This is a genomic window from Pseudoalteromonas sp. 1181_04, from assembly GCF_052850545.1.
In genome coordinates this window covers 62,816-82,076 of record NZ_VXCS01000019.1, presented here as the reverse complement: position 1 = coordinate 82,076, position 19,261 = coordinate 62,816, and the positions used below count along the sequence as shown (strand labels likewise).

At 41.8% G+C, this 19,261-nt stretch carries 16 protein-coding genes and 1 tRNA gene; 1 reads left to right on the top strand and 16 read right to left on the bottom strand.

Going from position 1 to position 19,261, the window contains the following annotated elements; all coding sequences use genetic code 11:
• Positions 1-7 precede the first annotated feature (7 nt).
• From FW757_RS16345 to FW757_RS16275, 15 genes are all read right to left on the bottom strand, one after another.
• Entirely contained in the window at positions 8-277 is a 270-nt protein-coding gene (locus tag FW757_RS16345) for a K+/H+ antiporter subunit F (RefSeq protein WP_016707651.1), read from the bottom strand.
• The gene (locus tag FW757_RS16340; protein WP_145240454.1) at positions 271-807 is read right to left on the bottom strand and encodes a Na+/H+ antiporter subunit E; all 537 of its coding nucleotides are present in this window, start codon (positions 805-807) and stop codon (positions 271-273) included. The genes FW757_RS16345 and FW757_RS16340 overlap by 7 nt, the downstream gene beginning before the upstream one ends.
• Positions 807-2,324: a monovalent cation/H+ antiporter subunit D gene (locus FW757_RS16335; protein ID WP_446441440.1), complete on the bottom strand. Its 1,518-nt coding sequence runs from the start codon at positions 2,322-2,324 to the stop codon at positions 807-809. Before FW757_RS16335 ends, FW757_RS16340 begins: the two co-directional genes overlap by 1 nt.
• On the bottom strand, positions 2,321-2,668 hold the full coding sequence (locus FW757_RS16330) for a Na+/H+ antiporter subunit C (protein WP_145240450.1): 348 nt from the start codon (positions 2,666-2,668) through the stop codon (positions 2,321-2,323). The genes FW757_RS16335 and FW757_RS16330 overlap by 4 nt, the downstream gene beginning before the upstream one ends.
• Positions 2,668-5,460 (bottom strand): monovalent cation/H+ antiporter subunit A, encoded by a 2,793-nt coding sequence (locus tag FW757_RS16325; RefSeq protein WP_149983002.1) that lies wholly within the window; start codon positions 5,458-5,460, stop codon positions 2,668-2,670. The genes FW757_RS16330 and FW757_RS16325 overlap by 1 nt, the downstream gene beginning before the upstream one ends.
• A gap of 213 nt (positions 5,461-5,673) precedes the next feature.
• Positions 5,674-6,885, bottom strand: a complete 1,212-nt coding sequence (locus FW757_RS16320; RefSeq protein WP_446441439.1) for a hypothetical protein — start codon at positions 6,883-6,885, stop codon at positions 5,674-5,676.
• Entirely contained in the window at positions 6,869-7,747 is an 879-nt protein-coding gene (nlpI, locus tag FW757_RS16315; protein WP_182718695.1) for a lipoprotein NlpI, read from the bottom strand. The genes FW757_RS16320 and nlpI overlap by 17 nt, the downstream gene beginning before the upstream one ends.
• Positions 7,748-7,885: 138 nt before the next feature.
• Positions 7,886-10,012, bottom strand: a complete 2,127-nt coding sequence (pnp, locus tag FW757_RS16310; protein ID WP_145240442.1) for a polyribonucleotide nucleotidyltransferase — start codon at positions 10,010-10,012, stop codon at positions 7,886-7,888.
• Positions 10,013-10,365: 353 nt separating this feature from the next.
• On the bottom strand, positions 10,366-10,635 hold the full coding sequence (gene rpsO / locus FW757_RS16305; protein ID WP_016707659.1) for a 30S ribosomal protein S15: 270 nt from the start codon (positions 10,633-10,635) through the stop codon (positions 10,366-10,368).
• A 108-nt stretch (positions 10,636-10,743) separates the two neighbouring features.
• Complete coding sequence (truB, locus tag FW757_RS16300; RefSeq protein ID WP_446441438.1) at positions 10,744-11,694, bottom strand: tRNA pseudouridine(55) synthase TruB; 951 nt, start codon at positions 11,692-11,694, stop codon at positions 10,744-10,746.
• A complete protein-coding gene (gene rbfA / locus FW757_RS16295) occupies positions 11,678-12,136 on the bottom strand; it encodes a 30S ribosome-binding factor RbfA (protein ID WP_145240438.1) in 459 nt (152 codons plus the stop codon). Before rbfA ends, truB begins: the two co-directional genes overlap by 17 nt.
• A gap of 108 nt (positions 12,137-12,244) precedes the next feature.
• Positions 12,245-14,902, bottom strand: a complete 2,658-nt coding sequence (infB, locus tag FW757_RS16290) for a translation initiation factor IF-2 (RefSeq protein ID WP_446441437.1) — start codon at positions 14,900-14,902, stop codon at positions 12,245-12,247.
• A 25-nt stretch (positions 14,903-14,927) separates the two neighbouring features.
• Positions 14,928-16,427, bottom strand: coding sequence for a transcription termination factor NusA (nusA, locus tag FW757_RS16285; protein ID WP_145240434.1), 1,500 nt, complete (start codon positions 16,425-16,427; stop codon positions 14,928-14,930).
• Between the two features lie 38 nt (positions 16,428-16,465).
• Positions 16,466-16,921, bottom strand: a complete 456-nt coding sequence (rimP, locus tag FW757_RS16280; RefSeq protein WP_145240432.1) for a ribosome maturation factor RimP — start codon at positions 16,919-16,921, stop codon at positions 16,466-16,468.
• Positions 16,922-17,241: 320 nt separating this feature from the next.
• Positions 17,242-17,318 (bottom strand) — tRNA-Met (locus FW757_RS16275).
• Positions 17,319-18,036: 718 nt separating this feature from the next.
• On the opposite strand from FW757_RS16275, the gene FW757_RS16270 reads away from it, so the two are divergent.
• Positions 18,037-18,384 (top strand): globin, encoded by a 348-nt coding sequence (locus FW757_RS16270; RefSeq protein ID WP_182740117.1) that lies wholly within the window; start codon positions 18,037-18,039, stop codon positions 18,382-18,384.
• Between the two features lie 17 nt (positions 18,385-18,401).
• Here FW757_RS16270 and FW757_RS16265 read toward each other — a convergent pair whose 3' ends face one another.
• Entirely contained in the window at positions 18,402-19,214 is an 813-nt protein-coding gene (locus FW757_RS16265) for a hypothetical protein (protein WP_182740116.1), read from the bottom strand.
• Positions 19,215-19,261 lie beyond the last annotated feature (47 nt).

Here is a 19,261-nt window from a genome sequence, read left to right as displayed (position 1 = left end):
TTACCCTTTATTCGATGATGTCGCCACGTAACAAGTACTTACATACCGCTACTGTACTTACAAAGCCAAGCATCGCGATTAACAGTGCAGCTTCAAAATACAACCCTGTGCCCATACTCATACCGTATAAAATAATTAACGCTATGGTATTAATATACATAGTATCTAGCGCTAAAATGCGGTCAGGTACAGAAGGGCCTACCACCAAACGCCATAAGTTAAGCAGTAACGATAAACCAATCATTGCAAAAACAATTAAAAAGACCGTTTCTAACATTGAAATATCTCCTTAAGAGGTGCTTCGTAACGTTGTTTAATGGTGTCGATCAATGCTTGTTCGTCATCTAAATCTAATACATGAATAAGCAAATAACGCTGCGTTGGTTGCTCACCCTCAGCGAGAGATTCAGGTATCGGATATACCTCTGCACTTACGGTGCCCGGTGTGAGCGATACTGTGCTTGCCAAAATAGTTATAGGCATAGCATGACTGAGCTCTATTGGTACTTTTACAAACGCGGGACGCAGTTTTTTAACTGGCCCAAGAATAAGCAATGCGACTTGCATATTGGCGGTAATAATGTCGTACATCACGATGATTAACTGCTTTAGCGCTAAACCGGGCTTAATAATAAGCGGTTGTGGTTCGCGAAATGGAAAACTGACTAAAGGAATTAAAATAGCGAATATCACAGCCAACACTATATGACCTGCCGATACGCTGTTATTAAGTAGCAGCCATACGACAAACAATAATGCACTGCGAAAAGGTGTTGGTAACCAACGAAAACGTGATTCTAAACGCATTATAAGCCCCCTCCAAGTACCGTATTAATACCACCAGTAATATCATGCAATTGCGTAGCAGCAGCAATCATATATTCACTTACTGCGCCGCCAAAGATCACTAACAAAGGCGAACAAACTAATAAAGCAATTATTGCTGTGACCTGCAATGGATGTGCTTTTACTCCTTCAGTCGGTTCACTGTCTTGGTGTTTGCGTTCCCAAAATAAGGTAGTACCCGCTCGAGATAATGCGACCAATAATGCAAAGCTGGCAAGCAAGTAAACAGGCCAAAATAGCAATGCTTTTTCGCTATCTAAGGTGGTTTTTAAAATCCATATTTTACCCACAAACCCTGACAGTGGTGGCATGCCGACTACCGCTAAAGCAGCAATAATAAAGCACGTGCCTAATAAGTATGGTTGCGCTACGCCGCGTCCTGGCGCTAAACGATCCGCAACTTTACCACGCTGATGAGCAATCAGGTCGGCCACTAAAAATAAGGCCGCGCACACTAAGGTTGAATGCACTAAGTAATACAACAGCGCCGCTGTGGCATTAATGTTTTGTAATGCGACTAAGGCGACTAAAGTCCCCACCGATACAATCACTAAATTAGCAGTGAGCTTGCGTAAATCTTGCGCGGCAACAACACCAATGGAGCCAACTATAATAGTTGCAACGGCCAAGCCCCACAACCAAGGTTGTGCCATGTGTGCAAGTTGCCCTGCTTCATCACCAAAGATAACGGTATAGACACGCAGCATTGCGTATACACCCACTTTAGTCATAATTGCGAATAACGCTGCCACCACAGGCATTGCACTAGCGTAAGTATTGGGTAACCATAAGTGCAGTGGTAACAATGCACCTTTTAGCGCAAAAACAACCAGCAGTAATAACCCACCAATTTTTGCAAGGTAGACGTCATCGCCCTGTAACTGCGACACTTTTTGTGCCATATCGGCAATATTCAAGGTGCCTAATACACCATATAAAATACCCAGTGCAATCAAAAAAACACTCGATCCAATCAGGTTTAAACTCACGTATTGAATGGCTGATCGCGTTTTGTGTTTATCACCGTCATGCATTAGTAATGAGTAGGAAGCAATTAACAGCACTTCAAAAAATACAAACAGGTTGAATAAATCCCCTGTTAAAAACGCACCGTTAACACCCAGTACCAAAAAGTGTACTAAAGGATGAAAAAAGCCCCCTTTTTCATCATCTCCCATACAGCTGTAAACAGTAACAGCCAAACCTAGAAATGACGTTAGTAACACCAGTAGGACTGACACTAAATCAGCAACCAGCACGATCCCAAATGGGGCTTGCCAGCCGCCGATGGCATACACAATAATGCCTGACTGGAAAACTTGCCATAATAATAGCGCACTGACGAAAGTGTTTAATAATGCCATGACTACAGAGGTAACACGACGAATAGGAATACTTTTCCCACAGGGAGGTAACAGTAAAATAATGCCGGCAAGCATAGGTAATAAAATTGGCCAAGAAGCTAGATGCTGGATCATTTGTGCTCCTTGTGTTCAATTTTACCTAAGTGACCATCTACATGATCATTGCCTAAATCAGCACGACCACGAATTGCCAAAATCACGACAAAGGCGGTCATTGCAAAACCAATTACAATGGCAGTCAAAACTAAAGCTTGCGGCAGCGGATCGGCATAGTCAGTGCCAGTACCAAGCACGACGGCTTTATTAATAGTTAAGCGCCCCGCAGAGAATAAAAATAAGTTCACTGCGTATGACAGCATCGTTAACCCTAATACTACCGGAAAAGTCCGTGCTCTTAGGATCAAGTACACCCCACAAGTCACCAATACACCAACGCATGAAGCGTATAACAGTTCCATTAAATATTTACCTCTTTCTTAGGTGTATCTGCGGTTAACTTACCTAGGCTTGCGAGTATCATTAAGGTCGCGCCGACTACGGTCATGTAAACACCTAAATCAAATACGATGGCACTGGCCAGTTCTACTTTGCCGATAAATGGCACATCAAAATATTCAAACCAAGTGGTTAAAAACGGTCGTCCAAATGCCCAACTTCCTAGCCCTGTTAACATTGCAATGGCGATACCCGAGGCAATGATCTTTCGATAGTTCACATCAAAGCGCTCAGAGATCCAAATTGAACCATGAGCCATATACTGCAAAATAAAGGCAATTGCAGTGACTAACCCGGCAATAAAGCCCCCACCAGGTAAGTTATGACCGCGCAAAAAGATATACGCAGAGACTAATAACGCCAATGGCAATAAACTTTGTGAAATACTGGCTAATAACAGTGGATGACGTTCTCGCGCCCAAGGGCGACCTTCACTGTCGCTGGCTGGCATAAACAATGGTAAATTAGTTAATACTTTATAAATACCTAACGCTGCAATACCCAGTACCGTGATTTCCCCTAGGGTATCAAAGCCCCTGAAATCAACCAAAATAACGTTTACGACGTTGGTACCGCCTCCGCCAGTTTTTGCATTGGCGATAAAGAAATCTGAAATTGACTCAAGCGGACGCGTTAATAATGCATAACAAATACTGGCAATAACCACCCCCACTGCTGAGGCAATCCCTAAATCACGTAAAATACGTAATGAACTCGACTCTTTAGGTGTGCGTTGCGGTAAGAAGAATAATGCCAGCATTAATAAAATGACTGTCACTACCTCTACGGTTAACTGTGTAAGCGCTAAATCGGGCGCTGAGAAGCGAGTAAATGCCACTGAAACCATTAACCCTACGATTGATATCATCAATAACGATACCATCCGTGAGCGATGCCAAATCACAGTGCTAATGGCACCGATGATCATTAAACCTGCACCAATGGCATTATGAAAATCGATCGGCGTACGTGGCGCAGTACCCGCCAAAGCGTTCATTTCAAACAATGGCCAACCAGCACACAACAATACTACCCCCAACATCACAACAATGTAACGTTGCAGAGAACCATTTTCGGTGCTGCTGATTTTTTCTTGACTCCACTTAATGATCGCATAGACAAACCGCTCAAAGGTTTTTTTAGCATTTAATGGAGGTAGTGATGCTTGAAACTTAAATAAGTGCTTACGCTGAATATATATAAATACACCGCCCACGACAGCCATCGCACTCATAAGCAATGGTAAATTAAAACCATGCCAAATTGACAGTTTAAACTGTGGTGTCGCTTCCCCAAGAACTGCTAGCGACGCCGCTGACAAAATACCATCAACCACAAAGTTTGGAAACATACCGACTAGTAAACACAACACAACTAGTATTTCGATTGGCACACGCATATAGCGAGGAGGCTCATGCGGTGTTTTTGGTAAATTGATTGGGTCGCCATTAAAGAATACATCGTGAATAAAGCGTGCCGAATATGCCACAGAAAAAGCAGCCGCTAGAGTTGCTAATACAGGAATAAGCCACGACATAGAACCTAGTATTTGTTGATGTAAGGTTTCTGCAAAAAACATTTCTTTTGACAAGAAACCATTTAATAGCGGCACCCCAGCCATTGCCGCTGCAGCAACCATTGCCAGTGTCGCTGTATAAGGCATAAATCGCCACATACCATTGAGCTTACGCATATCTCGCGTACCAGTTTCATGGTCAATAATACCGGTGGCCATAAATAATGACGCTTTAAACGTTGCATGGTTAATAATATGAAATATTGCCGCTACTGTGGCAAGTTCAGTATCTAACCCAAGTAATAAAGTGATCAAACCTAAATGGCTAATGGTTGAATACGCCAGCAGCCCTTTTAAATCATGCTTAAATAAAGCGATGTAGGCGCCGACCAATAACGTTGTTAAGCCGGTCATGGCAACCAAAATAAACCAGATATCTGTTCCAGCTAACGCTGGATAAAAACGTGCAAGTAGGAAGATACCGGCTTTTACCATAGTCGCTGAATGCAAATAGGCACTCACTGGCGTTGGGGCTGCCATTGCGTGCGGTAACCAGAAATGAAATGGGAATTGAGCTGATTTAGTAAATGCACCTAGCAATACCAACACTAATGCAACTTCGTATAAGTCATGTGACTGGATCAATGTTTTGCTAGCTAAAATAACGTCTAGATCATAGCTACCAACAATATCACCAAGCAGTAGTAAGCCGCCTAGTAGAGCTAATCCACCGGCTCCAGTGACTGCTAATGCCATACGTGCCCCTTTGCGGGCCTCTGATTTATGCCACCAAAAACTGATTAACAAAAATGAGCTAATACTGGTTAATTCCCAAAACAGCCATAGTTGAATCACGTTATTCGACATCACAATACCGAGCATTGCAGTCATAAACAGCATTAAGTAACAGTATAATTTTGGCATCGAGTCATTATTACTTAGGTAATAACGGGTATAAAAAATAACCAGCAACCCGATCCCTAAGATCATAAAGATAAACAATAAGCTTAAGCCATCTAGGCGAAAAGCCAGCTCCATACCCAGCGCTGGTATCCATTGTGTGGTAAAGCGAATTGTCTCACCCGCTAAAACCGCTGGCGTGTGATAAATCGCAATTGCTAAGGCGCATAAAGGCGCTAGCATAGTTAAGCTCGTAGATTGATTACGAGTCAATTTGCCGGTGCAGGAAGAAATAACACTGCCAATTAAGGATAACAGGGGTATCCAGAGCAAAGTCATAGAGAGAAACCTTTTGAAGTCATAAGAGTATCAATACACTGCTAGTTAGTTTTAGTTTAGTACTGGTCATTTCGGATGGTTTTAATTTTAGCTTCAATAAACGCTTTATAGATATATAGTTATACTGATCAGCGACGATTTTGTCTATAGTAAGCCCTTCTACCTGCTGTTATTTTGTACTATTTTAGTGCTGACAGCATATTATTTACAACTTTATCCCTCAATATTTTTTTTTGTCATTTTGTTTATAAAGTTCATAGGTGCTTTAAATTGCTGAAAATAGTCGCTAAATCGTAGTGGTTGATAGCTCGGATCAGTAATTTGTTGCAACCATAATTGTTGATAATGCACTGACAAAGGGATTTGTTGATATTGCATTATTGACCAGTTATGACTTGGTTTATATGCTTTAATTGGTGTTTGACAGCTATCACTTAGCTGCCAGCCAGCCGGTGGTGTAAGATCATTGGCAATAAAAAGGTTCGGCGCCACCAAGCCTTTTTGATTACATAGCCACGCCTGCTTCGCTGCGGGTAACGGATACTCATCTTCAAAGCCGTTAAAGTGCATCAGCTCATGTAAAAATAAACCGTAATAACTCGCCGAGTTTAAGTGCATTATGCCACCTTGCACATTGCCTGAGCCAGTTGCGGTCATCATCACTATAAAATCAAAGCCCGTTGGCCAAGCTTTATTGTGAGCTAAAGGCTGCCAATCACATTTAGCGGCATGTTGCGGCTGTTGTTGGCAGTTTATGGAGTCCCCTAAATAAATAGGCTTACTAAAACAAAAGCTGCCTGAGCTCGGTTGGGGGTGTTGTTGATAACGAATTTTAAATGCATTAAGTTTTGCTAAACCTTGGCGATGATCTGTCATCATCAACACATTAAACAGACACTGCGGTTGCGCTTGCAGCTGTGAAAAGGATAATAAAAATCCCTCATGACTGGCAAAGCTTTGGTCAATACTCGCCGGTGTGGCGCCATGGTGTAATTTTAATTGTTCTGCCGCATGACTTGCAGGCAACAGGTGTTGCTCTGCCAGTGATGTTAAATCATCCCAACGTTCTGATTGCAGTAACAATGTACTGAGTCTGCGGCGTTTATCAACACTTTGCTGAGCCACGCTAACACGCCAAAAAGGTAAAGCAGATTGTGCTTGATCATTTGTTAGTAACCGCAGTGCCCAAGCAAATTGTGCATCCGTAACAGCATTTATAGCTAATAAGTATAAAGTAGCATCAGTCAATGAATTAAGCTGAGCATTAAAATCGTCAATAAAACGATAATAACTAATAAGAATAGAATCTGGGGTATGTTTTACATGCCAAAAGGCAATATCGCGATGCTGATTAACTGAGCTTGGTAAATATCCCAAACTCAGCATAACAACAACGCTAATAAATAATTTAACTGTCGTTTTCACCAGCCATTAACTCAAGCTCTAAACGGGCATATTTATATTCCACAAACTCATGCACATTGGTGGCAAGTGCTAAACGAAAGAAATCTGCGGCTTGATAATCAAGCCCTTTAGCTTGATATATTTTAGCTAAATAAAAGTAAGCTTCGCATAGCCGCTGCGCATATTCTTGTTCAGTTTTAACACCATCGGCAAGACTTGTTAAAAAGCTCTGCTCGCTCATATCGCCCAAATAAAGTGATATTAAACTATACGCCCATTGGCTATCATCCAGCCCTTGTGCATTGCTTTTTAAGTTTGCTAAAGCTTGCACAGGATCAGCGCTTGCTTGCGCTAGATAAAGCCATAACACCCGGTAAGGATCACTTGGCGAACGAGATAAAAACTCTTTAAGATCAGCTGCTGCAAGATTTGCTCTATCGCCATAGTAAAGAGCAATACCACGATTTAAGTAGGCATATTCGTGTTGCTCATTGAGTTCTAACGCTGAATCAAAAAATTCATAGGCTTTTTCAAATTGTTGCATCAAGGTATGGTGAATACCTAAAAAGTTATACACTTCGGCTAAATCGGGCTTCAATTGCACAGCACGATTAAAATCAATCCGCGCCAAGGTAGACATACCTAAACTATCAAATAATACGCCACGGTCATAAAATAATTTTGCTTGTTGATCTGGCGCTAGATCAGCACGATTTAATAATTCAGAATAACGAGCTATCGCTATTTCACTACGAAAATCAGACGCTAAAGGCGCAGTGAAAGGCACATTCACAATCGCAGTCGGTTGTGCTTGCGAAGTAGATTGACAGGCGCTTAAAGACAGAATAGCAAACGATGCCAAGGCTATGTGTTTAAGTATCATTAAAATCCTTTATACCAAGATAAGTAGCAAACTGATAGGACAAGTACTATCCAAAGAGGTTTCATTAAAGCATAAAAAAAGAGGCTATACAGCCCCTTTTTATATTATCCAGAGAATATCTGGATTAAATATCAACAATTAAGCGTCAGTTGGTGCATCAGCTGCGGCAGCTGCTGATTCCATTGCTTCTTTGATACTTAAACGTACACGACCTTGACGGTCTACTTCTAGTACTTTAACTTTAACTTCTTGACCTTCAGATAGGTGATCTGTCACGTTATTTACGCGCTCAGTACTGATCTGAGAGATATGCACTAGGCCATCTTTACCAGGAAGAATGTTTACAAACGCACCGAAATCAACGATACGTACAACTTTACCTTCGTAGATAGTACCTACTTCTAGTTCAGCTGTTAATTGCTCAATGCGGCTAATTGCATTTGCTGCGCTTTCACCGTCTGTTGCTGCAATTTTGATTGTACCGTCATCACCGATTTCAATCGTAGTACCTGTTTCTTCAGTAAGTTGACGAATAGTTGCGCCGCCTTTACCGATAACTTCTGCGATTTTCTTCTGTGGTATCTTCATAGTGTAGATACGTGGAGCAAACATTGAAAGCTCTTCAGACGGTGCAGAAATCGCTTCGTCCATCACACCTAAGATGTGTAAACGTGCAGCTTTTGCTTGTTTAAGCGCAATTTGCATGATTTCTTGAGTGATACCTTCAATCTTGATATCCATCTGTAGTGCAGTGATACCTGCAGCAGTACCAGCTACTTTAAAGTCCATGTCACCTAAGTGATCTTCATCACCTAAGATGTCAGAAAGAACTACGAATTTTTCGTCTTCTTTAACTAGACCCATCGCGATACCCGCAACAGACGCTTTAATTGGCACACCCGCATTCATAAGTGCAAGTGAAGTACCACATACTGATGCCATTGAAGATGAACCATTTGATTCAGTGATCTCAGATACAACACGGATTGAGTAAGGGAACTCAGTCAATGTAGGCATTACAGCTTGGATACCGCGCTTAGCTAGGTTACCGTGGCCGATTTCACGACGCTTAGGAGAACCTACAAAACCTGTTTCACCTACGCAGAACGGAGGGAAGTTATAGTTAAGCATAAAGTGGTTTTTGTGCGTGCCAGTTAAATCATCGATTAACTGTGAATCACGTTCTGTACCAAGTGTAGCAGTTACAAGTGCTTGAGTTTCACCACGCGTAAAGATTGCAGAGCCGTGAGTACGTGGCAATACGCCAGTCATTACGTCAAGTGCACGGATCATATCTGGTTCACGACCATCGATACGTTTTTCGCCAGCAGTGATGCGCCCACGTACGATTTTCTTCTCAAGAGAACCAAATACTTTGCCAACTTCTTGCTTGTCTAGTGACTCGCCTTCAGCAAGCTCAGCTGTTAATACAGCAACAACTTCGTCTTTAGCTACGCCAAGTGCTTCTTTACGAGCCACTTTATCAGTGATGCGGTAAGCTTCGCCTACTTTATCAGCTGCGATTGCTGCTACTTTATCTTCTAAAGCAACGTTCTTTTCAGGTGCTGCCCAATCCCATGTAGGCTTGCCAGCTTCTGCTTTGAATTCGTTGATTGCGTTGATGATAGCTTGAGATTGCTCATGACCATATACAACCGCACCTAGCATAACGTCTTCTGCAAGTACGTCAGCTTCTGATTCAACCATAAGTACTGCGTTATCAGTACCAGCAACAACTAAATCAAGTTGGCTTTCTTCAAGCTCTTTTAGCGTTGGGTTAAGTACGTATTCGCCGTTAATGTAACCAACGCGCGCTGCACCTATTGGACCACTGAATGGGATACCAGAGATAGCAAGTGCTGCTGAAGTACCGATCATCGCAACCATATCAGGTTGAATTTCAGGGTTAACAGAAACAACAGTAGCAATAACTTGTACTTCGTTTACAAAACCATTTGGGAAAAGTGGACGAATTGGACGGTCAATAAGACGTGCAATAAGTGTTTCACCGTCGTTAGGACGACCTTCACGCTTTAAGAAACCACCAGGGATACGACCTGCAGCGTACATACGCTCTTGGTAGTTAACTGTTAGTGGGAAAAAATCTTGGCCAGGTTGTGCTTCACGCTTACCAACAACAGTAACTAATACTGATGTGTCGCCAATACTTGCTAGTACTGCGCCGTCTGCTTGACGAGCGATTGCACCGGTTTCTAGGGTAACTGTATGTTGACCTAGTTGAAATTCTTTAATAATTGCTTGCACTTAAAATGTTCCTTAAATGTGTTCTAATAAGTTGCCATCAAAGTACCAATTACAGTACATAATTGTATTCAGTTGGAAATCAATTAAGTACTACAATTGGCAATGATGTGAATAAGCGTAGATAAACCTTTTTATCTACGCGCATAGTATATAACAAAGTAATGCAAAATTGCGAGCTTAGTCCCTAGATAAAAGTGGTGATAATAGGCGCGCTAAAAAGTGTGCTTTGCTGTCACTAACTATGTGGCTTTTATTTGATATTTCAAGAGAATTAATTGTTGTGGACAGAGAGAGTGAGAAATTTCAGGCACAAAAAAAGGAGCTATAAAGCTCCTTTCTATGTAATCTAGTTCTTAGCGACGTAGGCCAAGTTCTTGGATTAACGCAGTATAACGTGCAATGTCTTTACCTTTAAGGTAATCAAGCAGTTTACGGCGAGTGCTTACTTTACGAAGCAGACCACGACGTGAGTGGAAGTCATGCTTGTGATCAGCAAAGTGACCTTGAAGCTTGTTGATATCAAAAGTAAGAAGTGCAACTTGTACTTCAGGTGAACCAGTGTCGCCTTCTGCACGTGCGAATTTTGCGATGATATCGATCTTTTCTTGATTGCTTAGTGACATAGTAACTCCAAAAATAAAATTTAAAAGGTGTCTTAGCCGATCACTAATTCAGCCAAAACGATTAGCGGGCGTATTCTACCAGCTACGGCAATAACTACAAGCTAAACTTTACGCTGTTGTTTCTTGCTGATTTGATAAGCCACGTTTTGACTTTAAATGGCCATCAGGATTACGTTCACCAGTGCCAATAAACACACCATCAGCGAGCACTTTAATTGCCCCTTCTGGCAGTTCAATATCAAGTACAACCGCCTGACCATGGCTAAAAGAACTACCTTGCTCTTTACTGAGCTTAACCACAGGTAGACCAACTAATGCGGTGTCCATTGGCAGTAATAGTTCATCAAGATAAGTAGAAGGCGTAAGCTCTTCTTGTTTCGCTTTTACTAATAACGCTTCTAACTGCTCAAGTGACACCATTTTGTCAGCAGGGTAATGCCCTACCGCACTGCGATGCAACATGATCACATGCGCGCCACAACCCAGATTTTCGCCTAAGTCATCGACGATAGTACGAATATAAGTACCTTTTGAAACGTGGGCGGTCATTTGCACTTCGTTATTAGCTTCATCGAACTCATCTAGTGTTAAACTAAATACGTTGATTTTTCTGCACTTGCGAGGTACTTCAATGCCTTCACGCGCATATTTATATAAAGGTCGGCCTTCATATTTTAACGCTGAATACATTGACGGGTATTGATCTGATTCACCTAAAAACTTAGCAATTTCTTCGCTAAGTTGCTCAGCCGTCACATTGACATCTTTAGTACTGACAATTTCACCATCAGAATCTGATGTTGTCGTACGTTCACCTAATTTAGCGCGAACTACATAGGTTTTGTCAGTATCGAGTAAAAACTGAGTAAATTTAGTCGCTTCACCAAAACAGATAGGCAGCATACCCGTTGCAAGCGGATCAAGGGCACCGGTGTGCCCCGCTTTTTGTGCAAAATACACACTTTTAGCTTGCTGTAGCGCTTTATTTGATGAAATGCCTATGGGTTTGTTTAACAACAAAATACCGTCAACTGGACGGCCTTTACTGCGCTTTGCCATCTGTATTAGTGCCTTCTTCGCTGTCTGTTTCGTCGATATGCTCTGCATCATCTACGCTATCAACTTCGTCATCTACATGCTTTGCTTTATCTTCACGAATAATAGAATCAACAAGGTTTGAAATACGCATGCCTTCCATCAGTGAATTATCAACCACAAACTTAAGCTCTGGCATAATACGGGCACGAATGCGTTTGCCAAGTAGTGAGCGAATATAACCGGTCGCTTCATTTAATACTTTAGCACTTTGCTTTGCAGCATCTTCATCTTGGGTGTTAAACACAGTAATAAAGATTTTTGCATAAGATAAATCACGTGATACTTCTACAGCAGATACTGTAACCATACCTAAACGTGGATCTTTAATTTCGCGTTGTAAAATCACCGCAATTTCTTTTTGAATTTGCTGAGCAACACGATCAGTGCGAGAAAATTCTCTCATTTCACTTTCCTAAAATTATAACTTATTGAAAAATAATAATAAGCTAACTAAATAATGGATACACAAATGGGGGCTGAGCCCCCATTTATTATCTTAGCTTACGAACAATTAAAGTGTACGTTGTACTTCAACTGTTTCGAATACTTCGATTTGGTCACCAACGCGAACGTCGTTATAGTTCTTAACGCCGATACCACATTCCATGCCGTTACGAACATCAGCAACATCGTCTTTAAAGCGACGAAGTGACTCAAGCTCACCCTCGTAGATAACCACGTTATCACGAAGTACACGAATTGGTGCGCTACGTTTAATAACACCTTCAGTAACCATACAACCAGCGATAGCGCCAATTTTAGGTGACTTGAACACGTCACGAACTTCAGCTAGACCAATGATCTCTTGCTTGAACTCTGGTGCTAACATACCAGACATAGCTTGCTTCACTTCGTCAATCAAGCTATAGATAACGCTGTAGTAACGTAAGTCTAAGTTCTCAGACTCAATTACTTTACGTGCCGATGCATCAGCACGAACGTTAAAGCCAACCACGATTGCATTAGATGCTGCAGCAAGGGTTGCGTCAGTTTCAGTGATACCACCTACGCCTGAGCCTACAATCTTCACTTTAACTTCATCTGTTGACAGTTTAGTCAATGAATCAGAGATTGCTTCGATTGAACCTTGAACGTCTGCTTTAAGTACCACATTAACTTCAGACACATTGCCTTCAGTCATGTTAGTAAACATGTTTTCAAGCTTCGCTTTTTGCTGACGTGCTAGTTTAACATCACGGAATTTACCTTGACGGTAAAGTGCAACTTCACGGGCTTTACGCTCGTCTTTAACTACAGTTGCTTCGTCGCCCGCTGCTGGAATACCAGATAGACCTAAAATCTCAACTGGGATTGAAGGACCTGCAGACTTGATGTCTTTACCGTTTTCATCGCGCATTGCACGAACACGACCATACTCAAGACCACATAATACAATGTCACCTTGGTTAAGCGTACCAGATTGTACAAGGATAGAAGCAACTGGACCACGGCCTTTATCAAGACGAGATTCAATAACAACACCAGCAGCCATACCCACAGTTGGAGCAGTAAGTTCTAACAACTCAGATTGGTTTAATACCGCTTCAAGAAGGTCATCAATACCTAAACCAGTTTTAGCAGAAATATGCACATACTGTGTATCACCGCCCCACTCTTCAGGAATAACGTCTAGTTGAGCAAGCTCATTCTTAACGCGATCTGGGTCTACGCCTTCTTTATCCATTTTGTTAACAGCGATAATTAAAGGAACGCCAGCTGCACGCGCATGCTGAACCGCTTCTTTAGTTTGTGGCATTACACCATCATCTGCTGCAACCACTAGGATTACGATATCTGTTGCTTTAGCACCACGAGCACGCATTGACGTAAACGCCGCGTGACCTGGAGTATCCAAGAAAGTGATCATGTTACCATTTACGTCAACATGATAAGCACCGATATGCTGTGTGATACCACCGGCTTCGCCAGAGGCCACTTTTGCTGAACGAATATAATCAAGCGTTGACGTTTTACCGTGATCAACGTGACCCATTACAGTTACTACTGGCGCACGTGGCTCAGATTTACCATCTTCATGACGGTCATTTAGTACTGTTTGCTCTAATTCGTTTTCTTTAACAATGATAACTTTGTGGCCCATTTCTTCTGCAACTAACTGTGCAGCTTCTTGGTCGATCACTTGGTTAATGGTAACCATGTCACCCATTTTCATCATTGTTTTTACAACTTCAGCGCCCTTAACGGCCATGCGTGATGCAAGCTCAGCAACTGTAATTGTTTCGCTAATACGCACTTCGTTTTTCACGTCAACCGTTGGCTTTTGGAAGCCATGTTGTAGTGAAGCTGGTGCTTTTAGCTTGCTTTTCTTGCCTCTCGAAGGAACAAATTTCTCCTTCGCTGGGGCTTTTTTCTTTTTCTTCGCACGGCGTGTGCCTTGCTCATCACGCGCATCAGCAACATCTTCTGCTTCACGTGCGTAAGTAGAAGTCGTAAGGTGGTGATCAGCGGTTTCTTCGCGCTTCTTACGTTCTTCTTCTTCTTTCTTCCAGCGAGCTGAATTTTCTTCTGCTAGCTTTCTTGCCTCTTCTGCTTGACGTTTCGCTTCTTCTTCAGCTTTCTTCAATGCGGCCTCTTCTGCTTCTCTTTGCAGACGCTCAGCTTCAACGCGATCTTTTTCAGACTTCGCGGTTTGTTCTGGGGTCATCTGCTTCTGTTTTGCTACACGTTCAGCATCTGCTTTACGTTTAGCTTCTTCTTTCACTTTACGGTCAGCCTCTTCTTTGGCTTTACGCTCTGCGTCTTGTTTTGCTTTAAGCTCAGCTGCTTCTTTTGCAGCTTGTTGCTCAAGTTCACGACGAGCGGCTTCTTCTGCTGCTATACGTGCTTGCTCTTGCTCTTGCTCAACCGCGCTTTTCTTCACGTAAGTACGTGTTTTACGTACTTCAACTTGTACTGACTTTGCTTGACCTGTAGAACCCGTCACACTTAATGTGCTTTTGCTCTTACGTTGCAATGTCATACGCGCTGGGCCATCTGAGCCTGTGCCGCCGTGTTGCTTGCTTAAGTGATCAAGTAACGTTGCTTTTTCTGCTTCAGTTACATTATCACCCGCTTGCTTAGTGATACCGGCTTGCGATAATTGTTGAAGCAATTTATCAACAGTTGTACCAATATCCCCGGCTAGTTTTTCAACATTTACTTCTGCCATAGTCTCTAATACCTCCGTTAATAAATTACTCGTCTGCGAACCAACAAATGTTGCGCGCAGCCATAATTAGCTCACCCGCTTTCTCTGGAGAAAGCTCTGTGATATCGACTAATTCATCAATACCTTGCTCTGCTAAATCTTCTAGCGTAACAACCCCTTTGCTTGCCATAACAAACGCAAGGTGACGCTCTAACCCTTCTAGTGCTAATAAGTCTTCAGCAGGCTCTGCACCATCAAGGCTTTCTTCTGTTTTAAGTGCTTTAGTCGTTAATGCATCTTTTGCACGTGAGCGTAACAAATCAACAGTATCTTCATCTAAACCATCAATTTCTAAAAACTCAGACGCAGGCACATAGGCAACTTCTTCAAGGGTTGAGAAACCTTCGTTGATAAGTAATGTTGCAAAGTCTTCATCGATGTCTAAGTTTTCAGTGAATAAGTTAATTAACTTATCAGATTCAGCTTCGTTCTTAGCGCGCATCTCTTCAACTGTCATTACGTTTAGTTCCCAACCAGTTAACTGGCTAGCAAGACGTACGTTTTGACCGTTACGACCAATTGCTTGTGCTAGGTTATCAGCTTCAACAGCGATATCCATTGAATGGGTGTCTTCATCCATTACAATTGAAGCAACTTCAGCAGGTGACATTGCATTAATAACGAACTGGGCTGGGTTGTCATCGTAAAGTACGATATCAACACGTTCACCACCTAATTCGGTAGAAACAGCTTGTACACGTGCACCACGCATACCAACACACGCACCAATTGGGTCGATACGTTTGTCGTTAGATTTCACGGCGATTTTAGCACGTGAACCTGGATCACGTGCCGCTGCACGTAATTCAATCATCTCTTCGCCAATTTCTGGCACCTCAATGCGGAATAATTCCATCAGCATTTCTGGCTTAGAGCGTGTTACAAATAACTGTGCACCACGAGCATCAGGTTTTACTTCATAAAGTAAACCACGGATGCGATCGCCAGGACGGAAATTTTCACGTGGTAACATGTCATCACGGTAAATAACCGCTTCAGCATTGTTACCTAAATCTAATACGATTGCGTCACGCGTTGCTTTTTTCACAACACCTGTTACTAACTCGCCTTGTTGATCTTTATAAGCTTCTACAACAAGTGCGCGCTCAGCTTCACGTACTTTTTGTACGATTACTTGTTTCGCCATTTGTGTAGTAATACGGTCAAATTTAATTGACTCGATTTGCTCTTCGATGAAATCACCAATCTTAAGATCTGGGTCATCAACCTGAGCCGCTTCTAACGTGATTTCGCTGTAAGGGTTTTCCAGTGAGCCATCTTCAAGTACTGCAGCAATCTGCCAACGACGGTAAGTGTCGTAGTCACCTGTTTTACGGTCAATTGCAACGCGTACTTCAATTTCACCAGTGTGTTTTTTCTTAGTCGCAGTCGCTAATGCGAACTCTAACGCTTCGAAAATCTTTTCTTTTGGAACCGCTTTCTCATTGGAAACGGCTTCAGCAACCAATAATATCTCTTTTGCCATGGGTTATGCCTCGCTTGCCCTATTCCTTCGCACTCGGATTAAAACTTTGCGATGATGTTCGCACGTTCAATGTTACTGAGCATAATTAACTGCTCAGTACCGTCATATGAAAGTGTGATCATATCACTGCTAACTGCTATTAGATCGCCTTTAAAATTACGGCGACCATCTTGTGGAAGCTTAGTACGCACGCGTACTTCCTCTCCTTGTGCCTTCTCGTAGTGATCTTGTTTGAATAATAGACGATCAACACCAGGAGACGATACTTCCAAATCATATTCATTTGTAATCGGGTCTTCGACATCTAAAATTGCGCTTATTTGACGACTTGCATCAGCACAGTTATCAACCGAGATCCCCGCTTCGTGATCGATATAGACCCTAAGCGTAGAATGGCGACCCGCTTGCACAAACTCTAGACCATGTAATTCAAAGCCTAACATTTCAACTGACGGTGAAAGCATGGTTAATAAATCTTGCTCAAGTTTTGTCACGAAAATTCTCCATACAAACAAAAAAAGGGCTTATAGCCCTAAAATACTTAGCTTATACCTTGATTTAAAATCAAGAGGTGCAGATACAACAACGCCCCGAACCAAGCGGGGCGTCACACCTAAAGCATAAAACTGTGTGGCCATGGGCCAAGCTTGGTTGCGGATAGCTAACACCATCTAAATTAAACCCAAAGGCTTAAACGCAAAACGCGCATTACATAGAATGCGCGACTTCAAATCAGTAACTAAAATCGCTACTCAAAAGTATGGCTTCAAGAATTGAGAAACATTAATAAAATTAATGGCTTATCTCAAAAACTTGGTTGCGGGAGCCGGATTTGAACCGACGACCTTCGGGTTATGAGCCCGACGAGCTACCAGGCTGCTCCATCCCGCGCCAACTTGTATCAAATATCTGATACTTGCCTAGCAGCTAATTAAGTGAGCTAGACAATGGCGGCTATTATAAAGAGGCTTGGCGGAATTAGCAACCAAAAACTGGTAAAGAATGACTAGATTATAAAGTACAAAATTATAGGTCAGAACAATTAGCTATAACGGAACACCAAGTGCGATTTTTAAAAACCAACATAAAGGCCCTAGGGCGTGTTGACCTTTTGTGATTAATTTTGCAGCAGTATGTTTGGTATTTAGGCAAGGCAGAGTCTATGTAGTGTGGTTGTTCCCCATAAATAGGCGATAACGCAGTATAAATTCCAAACATGCGCTGCCCAAAGGGTTCTTCCTAGGGGCGATTAACTCTTTGTTGCTCGATTTTTACTTAGCCCACTAGGTTACAAACCTCGCGCCGCGATTAAATCGCCCCTAGATTGAACAAATTTCAATCCACAAAGGTCAACACGCCCTAGCCTTATTGGCATTAATAAAGCACGCTATCGCGCAATTTCCATCGATTTACTCACTCTTTCCTACACAGCGTCTATACTAAGTTTTTAATGGCAATCTGCATATTTAAGGCTATTTAGAGAGGGCTTATTATGAGTATTTCTGCTCATCATCAAAAAATGTTATTATGAAGTATCGCAATAATAAAACCCAACTTTCACTGTTTTACTGTTACCTTTCATGTGCAATTAAAACGTCATGCATTGACAATGCAATGGCCTAGCAGTGATGAAATAAGTGAAAAAAGTTATTTGTTGTATTGCTCATTGGAACGCACTATTACCCACTTAGATCGCTTATTGTCTGTATTACCTTTTATTCATTATCATGCCAACAACCTAAGTAAATCTGGCCTCACTTGTCAGGATGTTGATTTATTATGTGATGCTTTTATAGCTGCGCTAAAAATTCATTTGGGCCGAGAATTTACGCTAAACCTAGAACAAGCGTGGCGTTATGCACTCAGGATGTTTAACAGCATAGTGAAAAGCTATTTATTTAATACCAGTAATATTGTTGCAATTAACAAGTCCGTGCAGCAGCAAGTGAATTCATAACAAATAACCTACATGCATTATTCTATACTGGCTAACTCTTGTAGAAGACGATCTATTTGGTGCTGTTCAACATCGATTAAAGTTGCATATTTTGATGTTAACGCACTCATTTTTCTAGATAAGGAGTTATCAAGAGTCGCATCAGTTAAGTTATTAGGTTGCTCTTTAGCCTGAGCTTCGAGGGCTGCTATTTGGCGATCCATTTGAGCTTGGTAAGTATCTATTTTTGATTGTCGCTGTTCAACATCTCGTTTGATTTCTTGTGACCGAATGAACGAATCAATACCTTTGCTCTGGGTTGATTGTTGGTCAATTTCAGACGTGTTTTTCGACGCAGGCAAAGCGTGTTTTTCTTTTAAGAGTCGATCAATATCCCGCTGTTCACGTGCAATTAAAACGTTATAGCGCTCTGAAATACTGGTCATTTGATTAGCTATTGCAGTTTCTTTTTTTGCACCAGATAAATTATTTAACTGCGCATCTGATTGCTCACCTAAGGCGGCAATTTGCTGATTCATTTTCTCGCTTAAGCTATCAATTTTATCTTGATGCTGTTGAATATCAGCATCAATTTGCCGAGTCCGAATATAACTATCAACGCCCGAGGTATCAATATTTTCATTAGCAACAATCTGACTAGATAAGCTTGGGTTTTGCTCTTTTACAGAGATTAGTTTCGCATCATCACCACATGGAAATTGACTAAATTCCACGACGCCTTTTTTTTCACACTGATAGACTGTGGCATGCAAAGAACTAACATGGCAAAGTGCAATGAGACAAGGTAAAACAATTTTAAATTTGCAAATAGCATACTGATATTGATTCATAAGGCGACACTCCTTTGTTTACGTATTAATACCTATACCACGACTAT

Coding starts and splice junctions, on each gene's coding strand:
- FW757_RS16345 (WP_016707651.1), bottom strand. CDS start 277: ATGTTAGAAACGGTCTTTTTAATTGTTTTTGCAATGATTGGTTTATCG.
- FW757_RS16340 (WP_145240454.1), bottom strand. CDS start 807: ATGCGTTTAGAATCACGTTTTCGTTGGTTACCAACACCTTTTCGCAGT.
- FW757_RS16335 (WP_446441440.1), bottom strand. CDS start 2,324: ATGATCCAGCATCTAGCTTCTTGGCCAATTTTATTACCTATGCTTGCC.
- FW757_RS16330 (WP_145240450.1), bottom strand. CDS start 2,668: ATGGAACTGTTATACGCTTCATGCGTTGGTGTATTGGTGACTTGTGGG.
- FW757_RS16325 (WP_149983002.1), bottom strand. CDS start 5,460: ATGACTTTGCTCTGGATACCCCTGTTATCCTTAATTGGCAGTGTTATT.
- nlpI (WP_182718695.1), bottom strand. CDS start 7,747: ATGATACTTAAACACATAGCCTTGGCATCGTTTGCTATTCTGTCTTTA.
- rpsO (WP_016707659.1), bottom strand. CDS start 10,635: ATGTCACTAAGCAATCAAGAAAAGATCGATATCATCGCAAAATTCGCA.
- truB (WP_446441438.1), bottom strand. CDS start 11,694: ATGGCAAAGCGCAGTAAAGGCCGTCCAGTTGACGGTATTTTGTTGTTA.
- rbfA (WP_145240438.1), bottom strand. CDS start 12,136: ATGAGAGAATTTTCTCGCACTGATCGTGTTGCTCAGCAAATTCAAAAA.
- infB (WP_446441437.1), bottom strand. CDS start 14,902: ATGGCAGAAGTAAATGTTGAAAAACTAGCCGGGGATATTGGTACAACT.
- nusA (WP_145240434.1), bottom strand. CDS start 16,427: ATGGCAAAAGAGATATTATTGGTTGCTGAAGCCGTTTCCAATGAGAAA.
- FW757_RS16270 (WP_182740117.1), top strand. CDS start 18,037: ATGCAATGGCCTAGCAGTGATGAAATAAGTGAAAAAAGTTATTTGTTG.
- FW757_RS16265 (WP_182740116.1), bottom strand. CDS start 19,214: ATGAATCAATATCAGTATGCTATTTGCAAATTTAAAATTGTTTTACCT.